Annotated in this window: 16 protein-coding genes; 11 read left to right on the top strand and 5 right to left on the bottom strand. The window is 42.7% G+C overall.

Features of this window, described 5'->3' with window-relative positions:
- Positions 1 to 173: 173 nt before the first annotated feature.
- Positions 174 to 3065: an aminomethyl-transferring glycine dehydrogenase gene (gene gcvP, locus P2W82_RS18445; RefSeq protein ID WP_336517404.1), complete on the top strand. Its 2892-nt coding sequence runs from the start codon at positions 174 to 176 to the stop codon at positions 3063 to 3065.
- Positions 3066 to 3165: 100 nt separating this feature from the next.
- Here the strand turns inward: gcvP and P2W82_RS18440 are convergent, their stop codons facing one another.
- A complete protein-coding gene (locus tag P2W82_RS18440; RefSeq protein WP_336517403.1) occupies positions 3166 to 3429 on the bottom strand; it encodes a short-chain dehydrogenase in 264 nt (87 codons plus the stop codon).
- Positions 3430 to 3515: 86 nt separating this feature from the next.
- On the opposite strand from P2W82_RS18440, the gene P2W82_RS18435 reads away from it, so the two are divergent.
- Both P2W82_RS18435 and P2W82_RS18430 read left to right on the top strand, forming a co-directional pair.
- Positions 3516 to 4571: a saccharopine dehydrogenase family protein gene (locus tag P2W82_RS18435; RefSeq protein WP_336517402.1), complete on the top strand. Its 1056-nt coding sequence runs from the start codon at positions 3516 to 3518 to the stop codon at positions 4569 to 4571.
- Between the two features lie 50 nt (positions 4572 to 4621).
- Entirely contained in the window at positions 4622 to 5473 is an 852-nt protein-coding gene (locus P2W82_RS18430; protein WP_336517401.1) for a dienelactone hydrolase family protein, read from the top strand.
- A gap of 160 nt (positions 5474 to 5633) precedes the next feature.
- Here the strand turns inward: P2W82_RS18430 and P2W82_RS18425 are convergent, their stop codons facing one another.
- Positions 5634 to 6539, bottom strand: coding sequence for a polysaccharide deacetylase family protein (locus P2W82_RS18425; protein WP_336517400.1), 906 nt, complete (start codon positions 6537 to 6539; stop codon positions 5634 to 5636).
- A 223-nt stretch (positions 6540 to 6762) separates the two neighbouring features.
- Between P2W82_RS18425 and P2W82_RS18420 the strand changes: the two genes are divergently transcribed.
- From P2W82_RS18420 to P2W82_RS18400, 5 genes are all read left to right on the top strand, one after another.
- The gene (locus P2W82_RS18420; protein ID WP_336517399.1) at positions 6763 to 7302 is read left to right on the top strand and encodes a nuclear transport factor 2 family protein; all 540 of its coding nucleotides are present in this window, start codon (positions 6763 to 6765) and stop codon (positions 7300 to 7302) included.
- A 66-nt stretch (positions 7303 to 7368) separates the two neighbouring features.
- Positions 7369 to 8019 carry a J domain-containing protein gene (locus tag P2W82_RS18415; RefSeq protein ID WP_336517398.1) on the top strand — a complete coding sequence of 217 codons (651 nt, stop codon included), beginning with the start codon at positions 7369 to 7371 and terminating at the stop codon, positions 8017 to 8019.
- Positions 8020 to 8164: 145 nt separating this feature from the next.
- Positions 8165 to 10162: an ABC-F family ATP-binding cassette domain-containing protein gene (locus P2W82_RS18410; protein ID WP_336517397.1), complete on the top strand. Its 1998-nt coding sequence runs from the start codon at positions 8165 to 8167 to the stop codon at positions 10160 to 10162.
- A 73-nt stretch (positions 10163 to 10235) separates the two neighbouring features.
- Positions 10236 to 11138 carry an alpha/beta hydrolase gene (locus tag P2W82_RS18405; RefSeq protein ID WP_336517396.1) on the top strand — a complete coding sequence of 301 codons (903 nt, stop codon included), beginning with the start codon at positions 10236 to 10238 and terminating at the stop codon, positions 11136 to 11138.
- 267 nt (positions 11139 to 11405) lie between these two features.
- Positions 11406 to 12278, top strand: coding sequence for a sugar phosphate isomerase/epimerase family protein (locus P2W82_RS18400; protein ID WP_336517395.1), 873 nt, complete (start codon positions 11406 to 11408; stop codon positions 12276 to 12278).
- Between the two features lie 81 nt (positions 12279 to 12359).
- Here the strand turns inward: P2W82_RS18400 and P2W82_RS18395 are convergent, their stop codons facing one another.
- Positions 12360 to 12794, bottom strand: a complete 435-nt coding sequence (locus P2W82_RS18395) for a DUF2214 family protein (protein ID WP_336517394.1) — start codon at positions 12792 to 12794, stop codon at positions 12360 to 12362.
- Positions 12795 to 12935: 141 nt separating this feature from the next.
- Between P2W82_RS18395 and P2W82_RS18390 the strand changes: the two genes are divergently transcribed.
- The gene (locus tag P2W82_RS18390; protein WP_336517393.1) at positions 12936 to 13835 is read left to right on the top strand and encodes a Kelch repeat-containing protein; all 900 of its coding nucleotides are present in this window, start codon (positions 12936 to 12938) and stop codon (positions 13833 to 13835) included.
- 322 nt (positions 13836 to 14157) lie between these two features.
- Here P2W82_RS18390 and P2W82_RS18385 read toward each other — a convergent pair whose 3' ends face one another.
- On the bottom strand, positions 14158 to 14874 hold the full coding sequence (locus P2W82_RS18385) for a LytR/AlgR family response regulator transcription factor (protein ID WP_336517392.1): 717 nt from the start codon (positions 14872 to 14874) through the stop codon (positions 14158 to 14160).
- The gene (locus P2W82_RS18380) at positions 14871 to 15896 is read right to left on the bottom strand and encodes a sensor histidine kinase (protein ID WP_336517391.1); all 1026 of its coding nucleotides are present in this window, start codon (positions 15894 to 15896) and stop codon (positions 14871 to 14873) included. Before P2W82_RS18380 ends, P2W82_RS18385 begins: the two co-directional genes overlap by 4 nt.
- 264 nt (positions 15897 to 16160) lie before the next feature.
- On the opposite strand from P2W82_RS18380, the gene P2W82_RS18375 reads away from it, so the two are divergent.
- Positions 16161 to 16727, top strand: coding sequence for a hypothetical protein (locus P2W82_RS18375; protein WP_336517390.1), 567 nt, complete (start codon positions 16161 to 16163; stop codon positions 16725 to 16727).
- A gap of 442 nt (positions 16728 to 17169) precedes the next feature.
- Complete coding sequence (locus tag P2W82_RS18370; protein ID WP_336517389.1) at positions 17170 to 20319, top strand: PVC-type heme-binding CxxCH protein; 3150 nt, start codon at positions 17170 to 17172, stop codon at positions 20317 to 20319.
- Positions 20320 to 20966 lie beyond the last annotated feature (647 nt).

Genomic DNA, 20966 nt, shown 5'->3' with positions numbered 1-20966 from the left:
ACTCAGAATGCAGGCGATTTCTTTAGGAAACATCTATGCTAACCACGATCATTTTAGCTGGTGTTTAAATATCATTTTATTGACTCCTGCGTTTTACCTTTGCACTCGCCAGAAATAAGCTGCAACTTATTCACGGAACAAACCCATCGATCTACATCATTATAAAATTGAATATGAATCTTTTCGACCAGCAGAAGAACGAATTCAAAAAAAGACATATCGGCCCGACAGCATCAGAAACTGCCCAGATGTTGCGCACCATTGGTGAAGCGAGCCTGGACGAACTGACCGGTAAAACTGTACCAGCATCCATCCGGATGAAAGGCGATCTTCCCATCCCGCCTCCCATGAGCGAAGCAGGATATCTTGAACACATCAAGGACATCAGTCTTGAGAATAAGGTTTTCAAAAATTATATCGGTCAGGGTTATTATGACACCCATACCCCCGCAGTTATTCAGCGCAATCTCTTTGAGAATCCAGGCTGGTATACCCAATACACCCCCTACCAGGCGGAAATCGCCCAGGGTCGGTTGGAAAGCCTTTTGAATTTTCAGACGATGGTGAGTGATCTTACCGCTCTTCCTATTGCAAACGCTTCTCTTCTGGATGAGGGTACTGCGGCTGCTGAGGCAATGGCCATGTTCTTCAATATGCTCAACAAACATGACCATATTGAACGTCATCGTTTTTTTGTCGATGAAAATGTGTTTCCGCAAACAATCGATGTCCTGATCACCAGAGCAATTCCCATCGGCATCGAAATCGTTATCGGAAATTATTATAACGCGGAAATCGATCATACCTATTGCGGCGCCATCGTTCAGTATCCGAATGACAAGGGCGCCATTATTGATTACCGTGAATTTATTAATCGTGTTCATGCAGCAGGCGCATTTGTAGTAATGGCTACTGATCTCCTTGCATTGACACTATTAACACCTCCCGGCGAGTTAGGCGCGGATGCGGCTTGTGGAAACTCTCAACGTTTTGGAGTTCCTCTCGGTTTTGGCGGACCACACGCTGCCTTCTTTGCGGTTAAGGAAGAATTCAAAAGAAATATTCCTGGTCGTATCATCGGTGTGAGTATCGATGCTACCGGCAAACGTGCGTTGCGTATGGCTTTGCAGACACGCGAGCAGCACATCAAGAGAGAAAAAGCAACCTCAAATATTTGTACAGCACAGGCCCTACTTGCAAACATGGCCGCGATGTACGCAGTGTACCATGGACCTGATGGATTGAAAAATATTGCAAAACGTGTTGCGCTGCTGACACAGACACTAGCCGATGCGCTTGCCGATAAAGATTACAGTCTTGTATCACAGGATTTCTTTGACACGATCACTGTTAATACAACAATGACCGATGCAATTAAAAAGAAATCGGCCGAGCTGCAGTTGAATCTTCGTTATCCTGCTCCTGGTCAGATCGGCATTTCTCTTGATGAAACAACAACAACTTCAGATATTTTCGACCTGATCCGTTGTTTTGATAACAGCCAGGATCCGGTAAGTTTTTCAATTGATGAAGACGTAACTCTTGAACATATTCCCCCAGGCTTAACACGTACATCTCCTTTTCTCACTCACCCGGTATTTCATACATGGCAAAGCGAAAGCAAGATGATGAGGTACATGAAATCGCTGGAGAATAAGGATCTTTCACTTAACACTTCAATGATATCGCTCGGAAGCTGCACAATGAAATTGAATGCAGCGGCTGAGATGATTCCACTGAGCTGGTCACACTGGGGCAAGATTCATCCATTTGCGCCTGCTGACCAAACGCGTGGATATAAAAGAGTGGTAACCGAACTGGCAGATTATCTCTGCAGGATAACTGCTTTTGATGCCTGCAGCCTGCAGCCTAATAGCGGTGCGCAGGGTGAGTATGCAGGCCTGCTTGCGATTCGCGCTTATCATGAAGCACGCGGCGAACATCATAGAAATGTAATGCTGATCCCGATTTCAGCACACGGCACCAATCCGGCATCAGCGGTTATGGCTGGAATGAAAGTGGTGGTGGTGAAAGCCCTGGAGAATGGCTATATCGATGTTAATGATCTGATAGCAAAAGCAAATCAATATAAAGAAGAACTGGCCGGTATCATGATCACTTATCCAAGCACGTATGGTGTTTATGAAGAAACTGTAAAAGACATCACCCGCATCATTCATGAGAATGGCGGACAGGTATATATGGATGGTGCGAATATGAATGCCCAGGTGGGTTTAACTGCACCGGGCCTGATCGGCGCTGATGTTTGTCATCTTAATCTGCACAAAACATTTGCTATCCCTCACGGTGGCGGGGGGCCTGGTATGGGACCAATCTGTGTAAAAGCACACCTCGCGCCTTTCCTGCCGGGACATGTTGAAGAAAAAACAAATCATACATTAAACGGAACACGTCAGACGGCAGTGAGCTCTGCTCATTACGGAAGTGCAAGTATCCTTTTGATCAGCTATGGTTATATCAGGATGCTGGGTTATGATGGCGTTCGCATGGCCACTGAATATGCTATCCTGAATGCAAACTACATGCGCGCACGATTGCAGAAGGATTATGAAATCCTTTATCTCGGCACACACGGAACCTGTGCGCATGAATTCATCATTGATCTTCGGCCGTTCAAAAAATCTGCTGAAGTAGAAGCTGAAGATGTAGCTAAACGGTTAATGGATTACGGCTTTCATGCACCAACGTTAAGCTTTCCTGTACCAGGTACGATCATGATTGAACCCACAGAGAGTGAAGACAAAGCAGAGCTTGATCGTTTCTGCGACGCGATGCTGGGTATCAGGGAGGAAATTCGTGCCATTGAAGAAGGTCGCGCGGACAGAAAAAATAATGTTCTGAAAAATGCACCGCATACACAGCAGGTAATCATTTCTAACGACTGGAACAAACCTTATGGTCGGGAAGAAGCAGCTTTTCCGCTGGAGTGGGTTCGCGAAAACAAATTCTGGCCCTCCGTTTCCAGGGTTAATAATACACATGGCGACAGAAACCTGATTTGTACATGTGAACCTGTGAGCAGTTATATGGAAGCAGAGGTTTAATGTTAAAAGTTGAAAGTCTGGCTGTTCCAGACTTTCAACTCTCAACTTTATACTTTCAACTCATAAAAAAGCCCCGTATGACCGGGGTTTTTTATATTGCTTAATTATTGCTTGATTGCTCTGTAAGGCGTGTGAATTCCGCACCATTGAAGATGCGCGCCAGATTGAAGTCTTTAGTCTTTTCCCACTGCTTGATATTTGATTCACTTACCACGCGCCAGAAATTCTTCGACTTCAGATCATTATAGTCATTGGTATGGATAAAAATTCCGCTCAGCGAGTTTCTCGTCTTGAAACTGATTTTCACCGGATGTTTGTCAAGATGTTTGGGTTCCAAAAATTTCTCGATCTGTTCACTTGTCATAACATTAAATTTGAATAAAGGTAAGGATTTCAGGCCGTTTTCCCCGCGCATGGCCTACATTAAATATCTTACTAATATCTAAGTCTATGGCCAGTAACGAATTTCTCCTTTACGGAGCTAACGGGTATACAGGAAAATTGATCGCAAGACTGGCTTCTGATTATCAATTGTCACCGATCCTGGCCGGAAGAAATGAACAGGCTTTAAAGGAACTTTCGGCCCAAACCGGATTCAGGTATCTCTGTTTTTCTTTGGAGGATAAACCTTCCATTGAAGCTGCATTGGCTGAAGTACCCATGGTGCTTCTTGCGGCCGGACCGTTCATTCATACCTGTCGTCCTGTGATAAAAGCCTGTCTGAAACTAGGGAAGCATTATATCGATATTAATGGAGATATCAAATGTTTTGAAATCGTTCATGGCTATCACGAGGCGGCACGGGAAAAACAAGTGATGCTTCTTCCTGGGGCGGGCTTTGACGTAATTCCTACCGACTGCCTCGCATTGAAAGCAAAAAAACTACTACCAGATGCAAATGAATTAAAACTTGCTTTCGCTAACCTGGGAAGTATGATATCCCATGGCACAGCATTGACGATGGCAGGAAAATTAGGCGAAGGAGCATCAAAGAGAGAGAATGGCCGGATTGTTTCCATTCCCTTTGGTTCGACAACGATGGAAGTTGATTTTGGTGTTAAAAAAATCAAGGTGATGAATATTTCCTGGGGTGATGTTTTCACCGCATGGTATTCAACCGGAATTCCAAATATTGAAACCTATGCCGCGGCCCCCAGGTCAATGATCAATGCCATGAAATACCAGCAGTTTTTCAACTGGCTATTGCGCACTGAATTTGTGCGAAATATCATCCGGAGAAAAATAAGTAAACGTGCACCCGGCCCTGATGATGAAATGCTGAGAAATGGAAAGTCATTCGTATGGGCACAGGTAAAAAATCCGAAAGGAGAAAAGGTAACTATACGGATGGAAGCTGCAGAGTCCTATTTGCTTACTGCCCATGGTACATTGATCATCACAAAAAAGATTTTAAACGGAAATTTTAAGCCAGGATTTCAAACGCCGGCAACCTGCTATGGTGATGGGCTCATTGAGGAAATTCCCGGAACTACGTTGAACGTATAACGTTGAACGTTCTACGTTTTACGTTTTACTGTATTAATTAAACTTCTAATATGGATCAGAACATCATCAATCTTTACGACGAATACACTCATGTGCCGTTAACCCGCGAAGAGTTTTTAAGGAGGCTTACAAAAATAACAGGGAGTCTTGCAGGTGCAATGGCGATACTTCCGATGATAGAAGTGAACCAGGCACATGCAGCTGTTACATCTTCACAGGAACTGTTCACAGAATATATTACTTATCCCGGTGTTCCTGCAGAGATGAAGGCCTATATAGCAAGGCCCAAAGCTGAAAAAAAATATGCGGCTGTTGTGGTGATTCATGAGAACCGCGGATTGAATGCACACATAGAAGATGTTGCAAGAAGGGTTGCCAACGCGGGTTTTCTCGCCATCGCTCCAAATGCGCTCGCTCCGTTGGGTGGTACTCCTGCCAACGAAGATGAAGCCAGAACAAAATTCCAGGAACTCAAACAGGAAAACAGTTTACAGAATTTCATTAACGTTTTCCCTTATCTGAAAACACGAAAAGACTGCAACGGCAATTTCGGATGCGTTGGTTTTTGCTGGGGCGGAGCGATGGCAAACAGTCTTGCTGTGAACGTGCCGGATCTTAAGGCGGCAGTTGCATTTTATGGCAGGCAACCTGACGCTGCTGATGTTCCTAAAATCAAGGCTGCGGTACAATTACATTATGGATCTCTTGATGAACGTGTGAATGCTGGAATTGCCGGTTATGAGGCTGCGTTAAAGTCTGGCGGTAAAACTTATGAATTATATATGTATGAAGGCGCGCAACATGCATTTCATAATGATACTGCGCCATCACGCTATAATGAGGTTGCTGCGAAGCTGGCATGGCAAAGGACATTGGATTTTTTTAAAAAATATCTCGCGTAACAAAGAGGTCGTCGAGGCAGAAGGCAGGAGATTGCAGTCAGGAGATTTAAAGCCGAGCGTAAATTAACAAGCATCCGAAAACAAAAAAGCTTACAAGCCCGAAAGCTTATCGCTGCATCCTTTACTCTAACTCTCCTGCCTCCCTACTCCTGCCTCCCATCTATTTGAAAGAGCTCTTCATATTCTTAATCAACGCTTCCCCGCTCCATGTACCCGGTACAATAATTCTGCGGATCGTGTGCAGCGGATCATTTTCATCACGGGCAGTGGAAAGCTGGAAAGCAGCCACCATGCCTCTTTCCTTCAGCGGAGCAATTACTTCAGGTTTCCATAACCCGAAAGGATAGGCGAAATATTTTACGGGCTTGCCGGTAATTTCTTCCAGCTGCTTCGAAGGCTTTTCTATCTGCGTTGCCCAATCAGCATCTTCGAATTTCTTTACGTTTTTATGATCCCAGGTATGCGAACCTATCACATGTCCGGCATCAGACAAAGCCCTGATCTGTTCTTTGGTCATGTAAATCGACCTCCCCATTGAAACGGTCATTATAAAATACACAGCTTTGAATCCGTATTTGTTTAATTCCGGAAGACCAGTAGTCACCTGGTCGGCATCACCATCATCAAAAGTGAGCATAACTGATTTTTCAGGAATTTCTGTTCCCGTAGCCAGGTAAGAGAATAGCTGGTCGGGTAAAATGGTGGTATAGCCGCTATCAGCAAGGGCTTTCATCTGCGCTTTGAAAGCGTCAACCGGAACAATATAAGGTTTGGCAGTTTTACTGTCAGTTGCTTTCCAGTCGCGGATCTGGTGATAGCAAAGAATAGGAATTTGTCTTCTTTCCAGGATGGCTTTTGCGTTGGCAATTTTCAGCGATTCCGGTGCCGGGGCAGCAGGCAGTTCCTTTGCCGGATTTGTTGCAATGGAATCTTTATCCACTGCAGATTCTGCATTTTCTGTGTTGATACCCGCTCTCGTCCGCGTACAACCGGAAATAATCATAGAAGTTGCGGAGACCAGGAGTACGGAACATACCAGCGCTCTGAGTGCTTTGCTTTGATTCATAGTGTATTGGATATTCAAAAAGGTCAGGTTTTGAAATTCACCGGGCTAATAACGAAAAATTTTGCCGCGATATTACAACAAATGCACAATGTGGAAATAAAAGATTATCAGGCTACCACAGGAAAATTTTACCTTTAACAGGTACTTCGCCTATACACCTCCGCTCCCATCCTGCCCTTTGACGAATGCGCACTATTCTTTCACTTCTAAAAATGCATTCAAAATGAAAAAGAAGATTGTTTTGCCCCTGTTTTTTTTGCTCATCATTATGGCAGGCTGTAATACAAGCACGCCTGAAAAAACCAACGAGGTTGTTGCCCGGCCTGAAAGTGACGGTCCGGTGGATGTATTAGATTCTTCAAAATCAAAAATGCTGGAAGAATCGATCAAAGCTTTTGCAGTTGGAAATATGGACCAGTTCACAAGTGCAATGGCAGACGACATCAAATTTTATTATCCGGCACCGGGAGACAGTCTTGTTGGCAAAGCGGCTGTTCAAACTTATTATGGAGGGAGGTGGAAACTGATTGATTCAATTAAAATGGTGAACCCCACTTTCCTTGCTGTGAATGTAAAAAGAAGCAACTCTGTGATGCCAGGCGAATGGCTGATGGCCTGGTACTCATTTCAGATTAATTATAAAAGCGGAAATGCCATTTTTCTACCGGTACATACCGTTGCCCACGAGAATGGTGCAGGTAAATTTGACGTCATGGTGATGTATTATGATATGCATAAGCCGATGATGGCGCAGAGAAAGTGAGCAGGCATCGTTTTACGTTATGCGTTCTACGTTATACGTTTAACGTAAATTCGCAGGTTTCTGGCGATGCTGAAAGACTATTACAAAATTCTTGGTGTACCCCCCAATGCCGGACCGGGAGAAATCAAAAAATCCTTCCGGCAGCTGGCCATGCTTTATCATCCCGATAAACATGAGGATAATGAGCCGTCGATGGCAAGGTTTATGGAGATTCATGAAGCCTATGATACATTAATGGATCCGGATAAAAAGGAGATTTACCTGCAAAAACGCTGGTACGAACAAAGTATGGGGCGACAACTGGGTGGTTCAGAACCATTGACTGCTGAAAGCATTCTCCAGGAAGCGGTCAGGCTTAACCGTTATGCATCGCAACTGAACCCTTATCGTATGGATCGTGACGGATTGGTGGAATACCAGCTGAAACTTTTTTCTTCTGAAAACATCGAAATATTAAAAAATTTCAACGACCAAAATCTTTCTTCAGAAATTGTCAGGCTCTCTCTCGACAGCGGCAAACACTATAATCTGAGCCAGGCCATTAGACTTGCACCATTTCTTCAACTACTCGTTCCCGAAAAATCAGATGCTTATTCATCAATCGAAAAATTTATCGCAGTGAGATCACAACAGGAATTCTGGCAGAAGTGGAGAGTTCCGATTGTTTTGATGGTGACCGTGGTGATTTGTTACCTGATATTTAAGATGAGTAATTAGTGAGTAGTAGGTAGTAAGAAGTAAGTAGTGAACAGCCGGCGGTTGCTATTGTTGAATTGCATTTGTATTAACTACCATTTTACAGCTATTTATACCTCCTGGTAATCAATTATAATTTATAGATTGAGCGGTTATCATTTTCAATTTGGACTTCCGGGCTGTAATCTTTTCTATACTCACCACAATACATGATATCAGCTATTATTCAGACGCCTGGTACTACTCGCTACTTACTACTTACTATCTTTGCGCCATGCATTATCTATCCGTCGAAAATCTTGGTAAATCATATGGAATTAAACCTCTATTCACCAATATCACATTCCACATTGAAGAAGGGGACAAAATCGCGTTAGTCGCAAGGAATGGCCAGGGTAAATCAACCCTGATGAAAATTCTTGCGGGAAAAGAACATGCTGACAGCGGCAAAGTGTGGGTACATAAAGATGTCGATATTGCTTTTTTTGAACAGGATCCTGTTTTTGAAGAAGAAGCGACAATTCTCGACAATATTTTTTTTCATGATCATCCCGTTATCAACGCTATCAGGAAATATGAATCAATAGTAGAAAAAGGCGATGACGAATTGTTGGGTGAAGCAATAAGTACAATGGACGAACTGGGCGCCTGGGATTTTGAATCAAAAGTGCACCAGATACTGGGGAAACTCCAGGTACGGAACCTTGATCAGAAGGTAAAAACACTCAGTGGTGGACAGCGCAAAAGAGTTGCACTTGCACGTACCTTGATTGACATTGGATTTGAACACAAACATGTTTTGCTGATCATGGATGAACCTACCAACCACCTCGATGTGGAGATGGTAGAATGGCTGGAAAATTATCTCAGTAAACAAAACCTGACATTATTCTTAGTAAGTCACGATCGTTATTTTCTCGATAATGTGTGCGAAGAAATCTGGGAACTGGACAATAACCAGCTCTTTGTTTACTCTGGTGATTATGGCGATTACCTGGAGAAGAAGGCAGCAAGAATCGAATCGGATACGGCGAGCATCGACAAGGCCAGGAATACCTATCGCAAAGAACTTGAATGGATGCGCAAGCAGCCACGTGCACGTACAACAAAATCAAAAAGCCGTCAGGATAATTTCTACCAGGTAGAAGCAAAAGCAAAACAAAAAATCGAAGATCGTCAAGTAGAGTTGCAGGTGAAAATGACCCGGTTAGGAGGCAAGGTAGTGGAGATGAAAAAAGTGTATAAGAGATTTGGAGAAAAAGTTATTCTCAAAGGATTCGATTACACATTTAAAAACGGTGAACGTGTTGGTGTGATTGGCAAAAACGGTGCAGGTAAGTCGACTTTTATCAATATCATCCAGGAAATCGACGAACCCGATAGCGGTAAAATCAATATCGGAGATACGGTGGTATTCGGAAATTTTTCACAGGCGGGACTTGAGATCAAAGAAGACATGCGCGTCATCGAATACGTCAAAAATATCGCAGAGCATTTTCCTCTTGCAAAAGGCGGTTCGTTGAGCGCATCTCAGTTTCTTGAATTGTTTCTCTTTACTCCTGAACAACAGTACACGTATATCAGCAGACTTAGCGGAGGCGAGAAAAAAAGACTACAATTACTTTCTGTACTTTTTAAAAATCCTAACTTTCTTATTCTTGATGAACCTACGAATGACCTTGATCTGCCGACGTTGACTGTCCTTGAAAATTTTCTGGCAGACTATCCGGGTTCTATCCTGATTGTAAGTCATGACCGTTATTTTATGGATCGACTCGTAGATCACCTTTTCGTTTTTGAAGGCGACGGTGAGATTTCAGATTTTCCAGGTAACTATGCAGAATTCCGCATCGCAGAAGATAAAAAACAGAAACAGAAAACAGAAACAGAAACGGAGTTTAAGCAAGCGGCTGCAACTGCGAAAGCAACTCTGAATGCACCAGCAGCAAAAAAGAAAATGTCCTTCAAAGAGAAAATCGAATTTGAAAAACTTGAAAAAGAGCTGAAGAAAATGCAGGATGAAAAAACTCAGCTCACAGAAAAACTCAACTCAGGAATCCTGGATTATACAGAGTTGAACAAAATTTCTGTCCGGATCAATGAGCTGAATGATCTGATTGATACGAATGAAATGAGATGGCTGGAGTTGAGTGAACTGGAATAGTTATTGCCGACATTGAATTCAATATTTTTATTCGATATCTGATCAGGCACGAATTCAACAAATATTCTTCACCATGGCTCTCTGCAAAATTGTTTTAAAAATAATTTCAGCATTTGTTTTTATCAATCTTTTTTCAATGATGATGACTAATGCACAATCCGGGGCTGGTCCTGTCATTAATGCGAAAGCTGAGCATGATATAAAATCGAAAGTCAATGGTGTGAATTATCATTTGTATGTTTCCCTACCTAAATATTACTCTGCCAACGACACAACCCATTACCCTGTGTTGTATATGCTTGACGGTGGCGCAGGTTTTCCTATCGCGCATTCAACCAGATTTTTATTGGACTTGTCAAACGAAATCCAGGATGTGATCATTGTTGCGATTGAGTATGAATGGGAACGCTCACTTGCACCGTGGTTCATCAACAGAACACGGGATTACACCCCGACAAGAGATACTTCGTTTGAAAAAAATGCGATTGCCAGAAGTTTCGGAGTTACTTCAAGTCTTGTGTCGGGTGGAGCTCCTGCATTTTTAGACATTATAAAGACAGAAATTATTCCCTTTATAGAAAAAACGTACAAAACCAACAGGGACAGAGGTATTTCGGGTCACTCATTCGGCGGACTGTTTGCCGGATACTGCCTGCTAAACGGAACAGACACTTTTAATAAATTCGGAATCAACAGCCCTTCGTTCTGGTGGAACAGCAGAGAAATGTTTACGGTTGAGAAAAGATTTTCAGAGGGACGGACATCATTACCCGCCCAGGTCTTTATGTCGGTTGGCAGTAGAGAAGGACAGATGATGAATTCGTCGATGAAGGATTTTGCAGATTCGCTGGCAAGCAGAAAATACTTAAATCTTGCTCTGACCACTTTTGTATTCGAAGGAGAAACACATGTTTCCGTGGTTCCCGCAATGACCAGCCGAACGCTGAAAGTGTTATACGGCAGAAGGAGAAACTAGCGAATGTCGGGGCACTCGTGAATACTTTTAGTCTTTCGCCAATATCCCATTACATCCCACTTAAAAAAGATTAAATCGCTTACTTGTAAGTTCTGTCTTATCCAATGTTATTTTATGTTTTCATTTCTGTATGGTTTCTTTCCATTTTATTGAACATCGGAAATTAATGTCTATCTTTTGTCATCAGCAACTGCGGGTTGACTGCCAATTGATGTTGTCGCTATCGGGTTGCTTTATTGTAAACAAGTACTTATCAAAACGATTGTCATGAACAGAAGATCATTCTTAGGTAATGCCGCTGCCGGTCTCGCTGCTACCGGTTTTCTTAGTTCGGTTCCCGATTCTCTCCTTGCCATGTCAGCACGAAAAAGAGTCAAACTGCCACTTGGATTTCAGTCATATGTATATCGTAGTGAGATCGGAGCGAAACCGGAAGAGACGATGAAACAACTCGCAAGCTATGGTTACAAAACCATTGAATGGTGCAGCCCGAAAGGATACAAGGGCCCGTTCGCTCCGCTGGAGAAATTTTCTGGTAAAGAATTGAAAAAGCTCACGAACGATAACGGACTGGACGCGGTCAGTTGCCATTTCACCTGGAAAGAAATTACTGATGATGCAAGCCTGGCTGAACGCATTGAATTTGCCAACCAGTTAGGTTTAAAACATATGGTGTGTTCCGGAGGACTTCAGGCGAAAACAGAAGATGAAGTGAAGAAACGGTGTGACCAGATGAATCATGTAGGAGAGCTCGTGAAAAAAGGCGGCATGGTTGCAGGATATCATAACCATAACGGCGAGTTTGACGCTAAATTCGGTGATCGTCCGCAATATGATCTCATGTTGGAGCGTCTTGATCCGGCGTTGGTAAAAATGCAGTTCCAGGTCGCTGCCATCACTTCAGGTTATAAGGCACAGGATTATTTCCGCAAATTCCCAGGCCGCTTTATTTCAGCACATCTCCAGGATTATAGTCCTTCCGATCACAAGAAAGAAGTGGTTATGGGAACCGGTATCGTTGACTGGCCTGATTTCTTCGCTGCTACAAAAGCCGGAGGACTTAAATATATATTCGTTGAGATGGAATCTGATCCAACGGTAATGCAGGGATGCGCGCAGTATATTAAAAATCTCTCGTAGGAATGCTCATTCAGACCTAGCAGGTCCTTACCTCAAATCGCCTACCTGGCGATTTACCGCCAGACCTGTTAGGTCTTTTATTTAAAGCCTTTGACCATTTGCGACCATTGTAGCCAGCAGTGGCACCAATGCAAGGATTATCAATTGCAAGGATACCATCTTTCGAATCCGCTGTTGAACTTCCACTTTTTCCTCCGGCAGACCTTTGGAATTTCTTATAAAATAAATCGTCGGTGCGATAGAAATTAGCCCTACAATCACAACGAGTGTCACTTTAATGTGCAGCACTGGGTTATTATAAAAAGCAGTGCCCTTGCCTACACCAAACCATAGTGTAAGTCCGGCAGCAACGGCAATAATTGCGGCTATACCATATAGTGAGTCAACACGTGCTACGCGTTTAATTTCCTGCCGGTGCATAACCTTTTTCAATAAAACCAGCTCGGCCGCCAGGCAGGCAATCATCGTGATGATTGCCACGAGGTGCATGTACTTAAAAAGGATGTAGTAAGTCATAGGGGTCAAATGTATATAAAAGGCCAAAGCAAAGCATACAGCGGGGTAAGAGGTGGAGAAAATCCTGCAGATCATCAAAAACAGGTTATTTCAACTAATCGTCAATGGTAAGTTTGAAATGGAAACAAATGCTATCTGCAAATGATACAATGCTGCACCTGGTTCCTGGCTTTTCTTGCAATCAGCTTGCAACCCCCGCCAAAACATTGGGAGGCAGTTGCCTATAATGAATCTACAGACGAACTCGCCGTTTTCAGCGGCGCAGAATTCAGCCACGGAAAATTTTATACAACTGATTCACTTTGGATTTTTAATCAACGATGGCAGTACTTCGATGACAATAGCATATCCGGACGATGGTCTCACGCATTAGTCTGGCACAAGAATGATTTGTACACTTACGGGGGATTAACATTGAACAGTAAGGGAGCAGAAGTATTGTTGAACGACCTTTATACCTTTCGCAAAACCTGGAAAAAAATAGGCGAAGGACCTTTACTCAATCGCCCATCATTATTTTCAGATGCGGAAAAATTAATCCTTGCTGGTCAGTCAAATCTGGATCAAAATGTTTTTGAAGTATGGGAGATTTCGGATAACATGTTTTCAAAAAAGATGACAATAGATATCGGGTTCGCGCCGGATGGTTTTGCATTGATGAATACAAAAAATGGAATTGTGCTTTCTAATTTTTCTTCAGATGGTCTTATTATCAGGAATCTGAGTAATGGTGAAACGCAGGAGATCAAGGACCAACCTAAAGCCGATAAAGCTGCAATCAGTTACCATCCCCATCAAAATTGCTTTTTCGTTTTCGGAGGAATAAAAAATAACCAGGTTTACTCATCGGATCTCTACAGAATACAGGACGGACATTCAAAAAAGATAAGTACTTCCGGACCATCGCCTCGCGCCGGAGCTCACTTATTACCCGCTACAAAAGATTTGATTTTGTACGGTGGTACGAATGAAAAAGGAATGCCGACTTCAGAAATGTGGCGCCTGGAAAATGATTTGTGGAAGAAGATCGTTTACCCCTGATGGTTATTACCTCATTAAGGGGGCTGCTTACTAAGTGAGAACTGGCGGCTTTGCTCGTTGTTCGTTGCTCGTTGAAGGGCTGTGTTTTGCAGAAATGCAGAATTGAAAGATGTGAAGTTTAAACCGAAAACCTAAGTCAACCAGGAGCAGGTCATTTCACAGTTTGCCTTTTAGATCCATCCGGATGATGACACCAACATTCCTTTGTAATTCAACATCGGATGGGATTCGAACAATAAAACAGCAGACCCTCATTAAATTCATTTGACCAGATTGTTCTTTTTACCTTTTGCCATTATTGATTCTGCCTTTTTCCTGAAGCCTACTGCCTGCTGCCTGAATTCATCATTGCAATAAATCCCTGGCGATATACACGCCCGATCGGAATTTCGACACCTCCAATGCGGACAGATTCATTCCGGAAAACATCCAGCCGGTCTTTCGCTACAATGAAAGACTTGTGTATGCGAAAAAAATTCGATTCGGGCAGTTTTTCTTCCATATATCCCAGCCGATCATAGGCAACATACATTTTCTGATCCGTGTGGACTTTGATATAGTCTTTAAATCCTTCGATGAATAAAATATCCTTCAGGAAAACCTTGATCTGGTCTTTTCCTACTTTTATAAATACATACGCATTTTCTGCAATCGCTGGCTTCTCCTCACCTGTGGTTGATGCACCGAGATAAGAATGAAATTTAGAAATTGAACGAAGAAATCTTTCCTGCGAAACAGGCTTTAGAAGATAATCAATCACATCGAGTTCAAAAGCATCCAGCGCATACTCGCGATAAGCAGTAGTGAGAATAACTTTTGGTGCAAACCTCAAGGAACGTAGCAACTCAAGGCCGGTCATTCGCGGCATCTGGATATCAAGAAACATCAGATCCACAGCATTTGATTGCAGGTAGGAAAAAGCCTGGAATGCATTTGCGAAACTTGCCGTTAGTTCAAACTCCGGCATATCCGCAAGATACATCTGCAGCAACTCGCGAGCAGGTGCCTCATCTTCCACTATGACTGATTTGAATTTCAAACTTTCTTAATTTTCATAACAACCATAAATGCCGTGCTTTCATCGAATACTTTAAATTCATGTTTATCAGGATAGATCAGCTCCAGACGTTTCTTCACATTTTTCAAACCCAAACCTCCGTTGGTACCATTTTTCTGCACCTGTATTTCGCGGCCATTCTCCACCTTTATTGAAAGATCATTTTCGCGATTGCTTACTTCTAGACGCACCCAGGCATTGGCTTCCATCGAATCAACACCGTGCTTAAAACTGTTTTCAATCAAAGGTAACAATAGTAACGGCGGAAGTTTAACACCCTCTGTCGGACCATAAACACTCACCGAAAAATCAACTTTATTACCATAGCGAAGTTGCTGCAGACTTACAAAATCTTTGATATACGCGAGTTCAGATTCAAGCGTAACAAAATTCTGTTGGGTATTGTACAAGTTGTATTCGAGGAAACGTGCAAGATTCAACAGGTGCGCAGCAGTCTCCGGATTATTCTTTACGGTAACTGCATAGATATTATTTAGAGTATTGAAAATGAAATGCGGATGCACCTGTGACTTCAATAATTCCAGTTCCGCTTTTGTATTTTGTTCTTTCAGCTCCTGCACTACCTTCTGTTGTTCATACCAGTTTCTTAACACGTAAAATGTTGCGTACAAAAATACAAACAGATAGAGGTTCACCATCTCTATCATGAGTTTTACAGGATAAAAGAAGGGTTGCATTAAAGCATCCGGATAAAAATTAGGGTAAGTATAATAGTAATTAAATGCACGGCGAAACAAAACGATTCCAATTGCGACTAGCACCTGGGATATCCAGAATGCCTTTCTGTTAGTGAAATAATACTTCGTGACAAGTACATGAACACTCAACCAGGCAGCAATCATAGCGGTCGGGATCACCATACAGGCGTGAATGAAATGTTGCAGGTATTGGTCATCCCAGGCACTGTTACTTAGCCATTCGTATAAAAAATAAGATAGCCAGAAGACCAGGTTGAATAAAATATTTCGCTTGGTGTTTGACAATTTGATTTTTATGATATCAATATCTATAAAAGTACCTGCTTTTTGTCCACGTATTCCATCAAAAACACTATTTCACCATTCTTTTAGACCAACGGCTTTTTATACCCACGATCAACATTGATGGACTATCAAAGTTGATGATCTAAAAGCAATGTTGTTAAGCTAAAAATGACTTGCACCGCAGATTTACTGATCTAGGTTTATATAGTCAGCATTGCAACAAAACCTGAGACTATTATTTCCCAAATCATTAAATCTATGGCTATGCTTAAAAAATTGATCGCACCGGCTTTGGTATACTGTTTATTCTTAAATACAACAAATGCAAATGCACAAGTGGAAATGCAGGTGTTCGGATCCATATATCCTCAGCAGATAAAACAATATTCGGAGGAATGTCTTTCCCTTTTGAACATCCAAAATCAGATCAGGGTAAATATTTTTATTACTGATCATCTCCCTTACCCTTACGAAGGAAGAACTGTCAGGCATGCTCCGGATTCTGCAGGTATCGATCAATATTCAGTGTATGTACAATCCGGTTTAAAATCCGAAAAACAGTTTCTGATTCTCGCCCATGAACTGATTCATGTAAAGCAATATGCAGCAGGTTTGCTTGATGTTACCGGGGATGATGTTTTATGGCATGGAAAAAGATACTATCTGCATCCTGACCAGTTGTATTCTATGCCTTGGGAAAATGAGGCTTATGCTGACGATGACGGACTTGCAAAGAAGTTTTTTACGATAAGAAAGCAGGCTCAGAAAGAAATACGGGAGATGGCAGCTATTAATAAAAAGACAAGCGATGCACGACATTCCGGACGATAAAGATTTCATTTGTTGGTGTTCAAATAAAGAATCTCACGAAAAATAAAAACTGTCCGGAACACCAACAAACAAAAACCCGACAGGAATATCAACAAATATGTATTGGTCGAATGGCGGGTGCGAATGATGACCAATGATTTGTTGGTGTTCCTGATAGAAACTATGTATGAAACAGACAATTACCGGAACACCAACAAATATGATCCCCGTGGATTTTTTTTAAGTCACAATCGCATACAGTCTCCCCGGAAAAACCAACAACGAAAACTTGAGTTTTTCCCTGTATCCTGTATTCAGTATTCTGCATTCTTCCTCCATATGTTGCCTCTCCTCCCTCCTATCTCCTGCCTCCTGCCTACCAAGACAGCCCATGAAAGTTCCTCCCCGATTTTTCGTACTTTACCCGCTATTGCCCAAACGGTTCACCCAACGATTTCCTGGTATGAAAATATTCGCCCTTCGCCTCCTGCCCCTTGCAATCATCGTACTTTTTTTCGGTTGCAAATCATCCGATCAATCCGTTCTGCAGGTCAGAAAGAATGATCACCTCGTCCTGATAGGTAATAACCTCGGCTCACGAATGATGAACTACGGCTATTTCGAAACCGATGTTCAGTTACGCTTTCCAGATAGCAACCTTTTGATCCGCAACATGTGCGACGGTGGGAATACACCGGGCTTCCGACCTCATTCGGGACGAATGACGCCATGGGCATTTCCCGGTGCTGAAACTTTTCAAACCGAACTGGCCACCAATTCCGGAAGTGAAGGGCATTTTGAATCAGAAGATCAGTGGCTGACCCGGCTCAAAGCCGATATGATCATTGCTTTCTTTGGTTTCAGTGAATCCTTTTCTGGTAAAGAGGGTGTTGCTAACTATAAAGCTGAACTGGATTCATTTGTCGGATGGACACAGCGTCAGAAATATAACGGTGTTTCTGCACCGCAGCTTGTATTGGTATCGCCCATTGCTTTTGAAGATCTTTCATCCAAATTCGATCTTCCCAACGGAAAAAAAGAAAATGAAAATCTTTCTCTTTATACTGAAGCGATGCGCGAAGTGGCAGCGAAAAGAAATGTTTTGTTCATTGATGCATTCGACGCATCAAAAAAGTGGTTTGATGACACTGCAGAAGACCTGACGATCGACGGATCACAGCTTAACGATGCCGGCTACGTGAAGTTTTCTGCTTTTCTTGCCGACCAGGCTTTTGGAAAATCTGCAAATACCAATGAAACCAATCGCCAATTGGTGCACGACGCAGTACAGGAAAAGAATTGGTTCTGGCACAACGATTTTAAAATTCCCAACGGCGTACATGTGTTTGGTCGCAGATATAATCCCTTCGGGCCGGCCAACTATCCTCCCGAACTGGCACGCATACGCGAAATGACCAGCATTCGTGATAGCGCCATATGGTTAGCCCTCAAAGGTCAGAAAATGGACATTGCTGCTTCAGATGCACGTATCCCGCCATTGCCCTCAGTTGAAACAAATTACGATCCTGCAAAAAACGGCAGTCTGACCTACTTATCCCCAGAAGAAGCATTAAAAAAACTACAGCTGCCGCCGGGATACAAAGCGGAACTCTTTGCTTCTGAAAAAGAATTCCCGGATCTCGCAAAACCGGTACAGATCACCTTTGATAATAAAGGTCGTTTATGGGTGGCTTGTATGCCAAGCTATCCGCACTACAAACCCGGTGATCCAAAACCAAACGATAAGATCATCATTCTCGAGGACACCGATGGCGATAACAGGGCGGACAAAGAAACTGTGTTCGCAGATGGATTGCATATTCCTGTTGGTTTTGAGATAGCACCAGAAGGCGTGTACATTTCCCAGGGTACAAATCTCATGCTGTATACAGATACTAACGGTGACGACAAGGCGGATAAAAAACAAATTTTACTCAGTGGCTTCGATGATCATGATACACATCACGCGCATCATGCGTACACATCAGATCCTTCGGGCGCGATATATATGGGTGAAGGGGTTTTCCTTCATACCAATGTAGAAACCTCATACGGAACCGTACGCGCAACCAATGGAGGTTTTTATCGCTATAATCCAAAACGTCGTATGCTGGAACGTACAGCGCAATTATCTATTCCCAATCCATGGGGTATTGCATTTGATGATTGGGGACAGAACTTTTTTGCAGAGACTTCTGGTCCGGATGTGCGCTGGATGCTGCCGGGTTCTGTAAAACCGCGTTATGGTGTCGCGACGCATAAATCTTTTAACCTGATCGAAGAGAAACATAAAGTTCGTCCTACATCTGGTCTCGAATTCATTTCCAGTCGCCATTTTCCGGTAGATGTTCAGGGTGATATGATTCTTAATAACACTATCGGTTTTCTGGGTACAAAAGAGCATGAAGTGATGGATGCCGGTACTGGTTTCGCTACACGCTGGCGCCAGGACCTGGTAAAATCTTCGGACATGAATTATCGTCCAGTTGATCTTGAATTCGGTCCGGATGGAAGTCTTTACATTGCCGACTGGCATAATATTCTCATTGGCCATATGCAACACAATGCGCGCGACCCGTTGCGTGATCATGTACATGGAAGAATTTATCGCGTCACCTATCCATCACGTCCATTAGTAACTCCAGCAAAAATTGCGGGCGCCAGTATTCCTGAATTGTTTGAAAATCTCAAACTACCGGAGTACCGTACACGATATCGTACCCGGCGGGAACTGCGGGGACGTAATGTTGATGAAGTATTAAAGTATTCTAAAACATGGACTGCTTCACTCGAAGAAAAAGATCCGCGTTATGAACATCACCTGATGGAAGCTTTGTGGGTTAGCTGGGGAATGGATAAGGTGGACCAGGAATTATTAAAAAAAATGCTGCACGCGCAGGACTACCGTGCACGTGCAGCCGCAGTTCGTGTGTTAAGATATACAGGTCACCAGGTTCCTGACCAGGCAGAACTCATGATACAGGCTGCGAATGATGACAGTGGCCGGGTGCGTCTTGAGGCGATTGTGGCAGCTTCCTGGCTCCCGAAAGAAAAAGGTTTGGCCGTACTCAATGTAGCTTCTAAGAAGCCTCTTGATGATTGGATCCTACCTGCTTACGAAACAGCTCTGGCACATCTCAACGGCACTACACGCGAAGAGAAAAGTGATGCGAAACAATTGACATCCCTAACCGGCAGGGATGCCGAACTATTTCAGAAAGGAAAAGCCATCTATGCAAAAGAAGGTTTTTGCATCACCTGTCACCAGGCTGATGGCGCGGGACTGTCTGCATCATTCTTCCCTCCGATCATCCGAAACAATTGGATCCTCGGTGATGAAGATCGTTTGATTAAACTTGTGCTTAAAGGTCTGCAGGGACCGATTGAGGTCAGTGGTAAAACTTACCCCGGACAGGTGCCGATGACTCCGTTTGAAGGTTTGATGAATGATGAAGAAGTGGCTGCTGTACTGACTTATGTACGAAATTCATTTGGCAATAAAGGATCAGTGATCAGTCCGGAGAAAGTAAGGACAGTTCGCGAAAAGGTGCTGAGTAAGAAAGGATTTTATACGGTGGAGGAGTTGGAGAAGGAGACAGAAGTTAAGAAATAGGTTAAACCTGTCGGGAAATTTTAATAGATTTAGTATGAATTCGTGGGAATTAGCCTTTCGATTAATGATTCTTTCTTACTTGATCGAACGCCTTCACACCTTACTTTATATTTGCCAAGGTTGTAAGTTTGAAATTTATAGTTAAAAAATACGTATAAAGGATTTAGAAAATTTCATTTTTTTCCCATTCTAGTTTCACTTGATTCTTACTTGAATTCATACGCTTTTTATTCCAATCAAAAAACGGGGAAAACAGCGATAAAATACGGGAAAATCCTTGGAATTTAAAAATGATGATAGCTTTAAATTTGTTCTGACAAAATTATTAGTAAATAATTGATCGCTTTAGTTTTTGAACTCAACTTGTTTGCTTAGAAAGGGCAAGATCAGCTCAATAGTTATCGAAAGGTGCGGATTTCCCCGAAATGACGTTTAAAGGTATCAAAGTTAAAATAATACATTGATATCGATACTTCAAAAAAGTTAGGTTAGTCATTTCCAGGCATCAGTGTCACTACTCTGACCAAGGATGACAACGAGTTTCCGTTAACTGTTCGATCAAGGTTGGTGCATTTGCATTATTAGTGCGAAAACACCAACTGAGGATATTGCAAGTTGCATCAACGGAAGTATTTGTAGAAGGATAC

Origin of the sequence: Pollutibacter soli (assembly GCA_029269725.1) — a bacterium.
In the GTDB taxonomy this organism is placed as follows: Bacteria; Bacteroidota; Bacteroidia; order Chitinophagales; family Chitinophagaceae; genus Pollutibacter; species Pollutibacter soli.
Note: the sequence above shows the minus strand (reverse complement) of the source record. Positions and strands in the feature narration are given on the sequence as shown.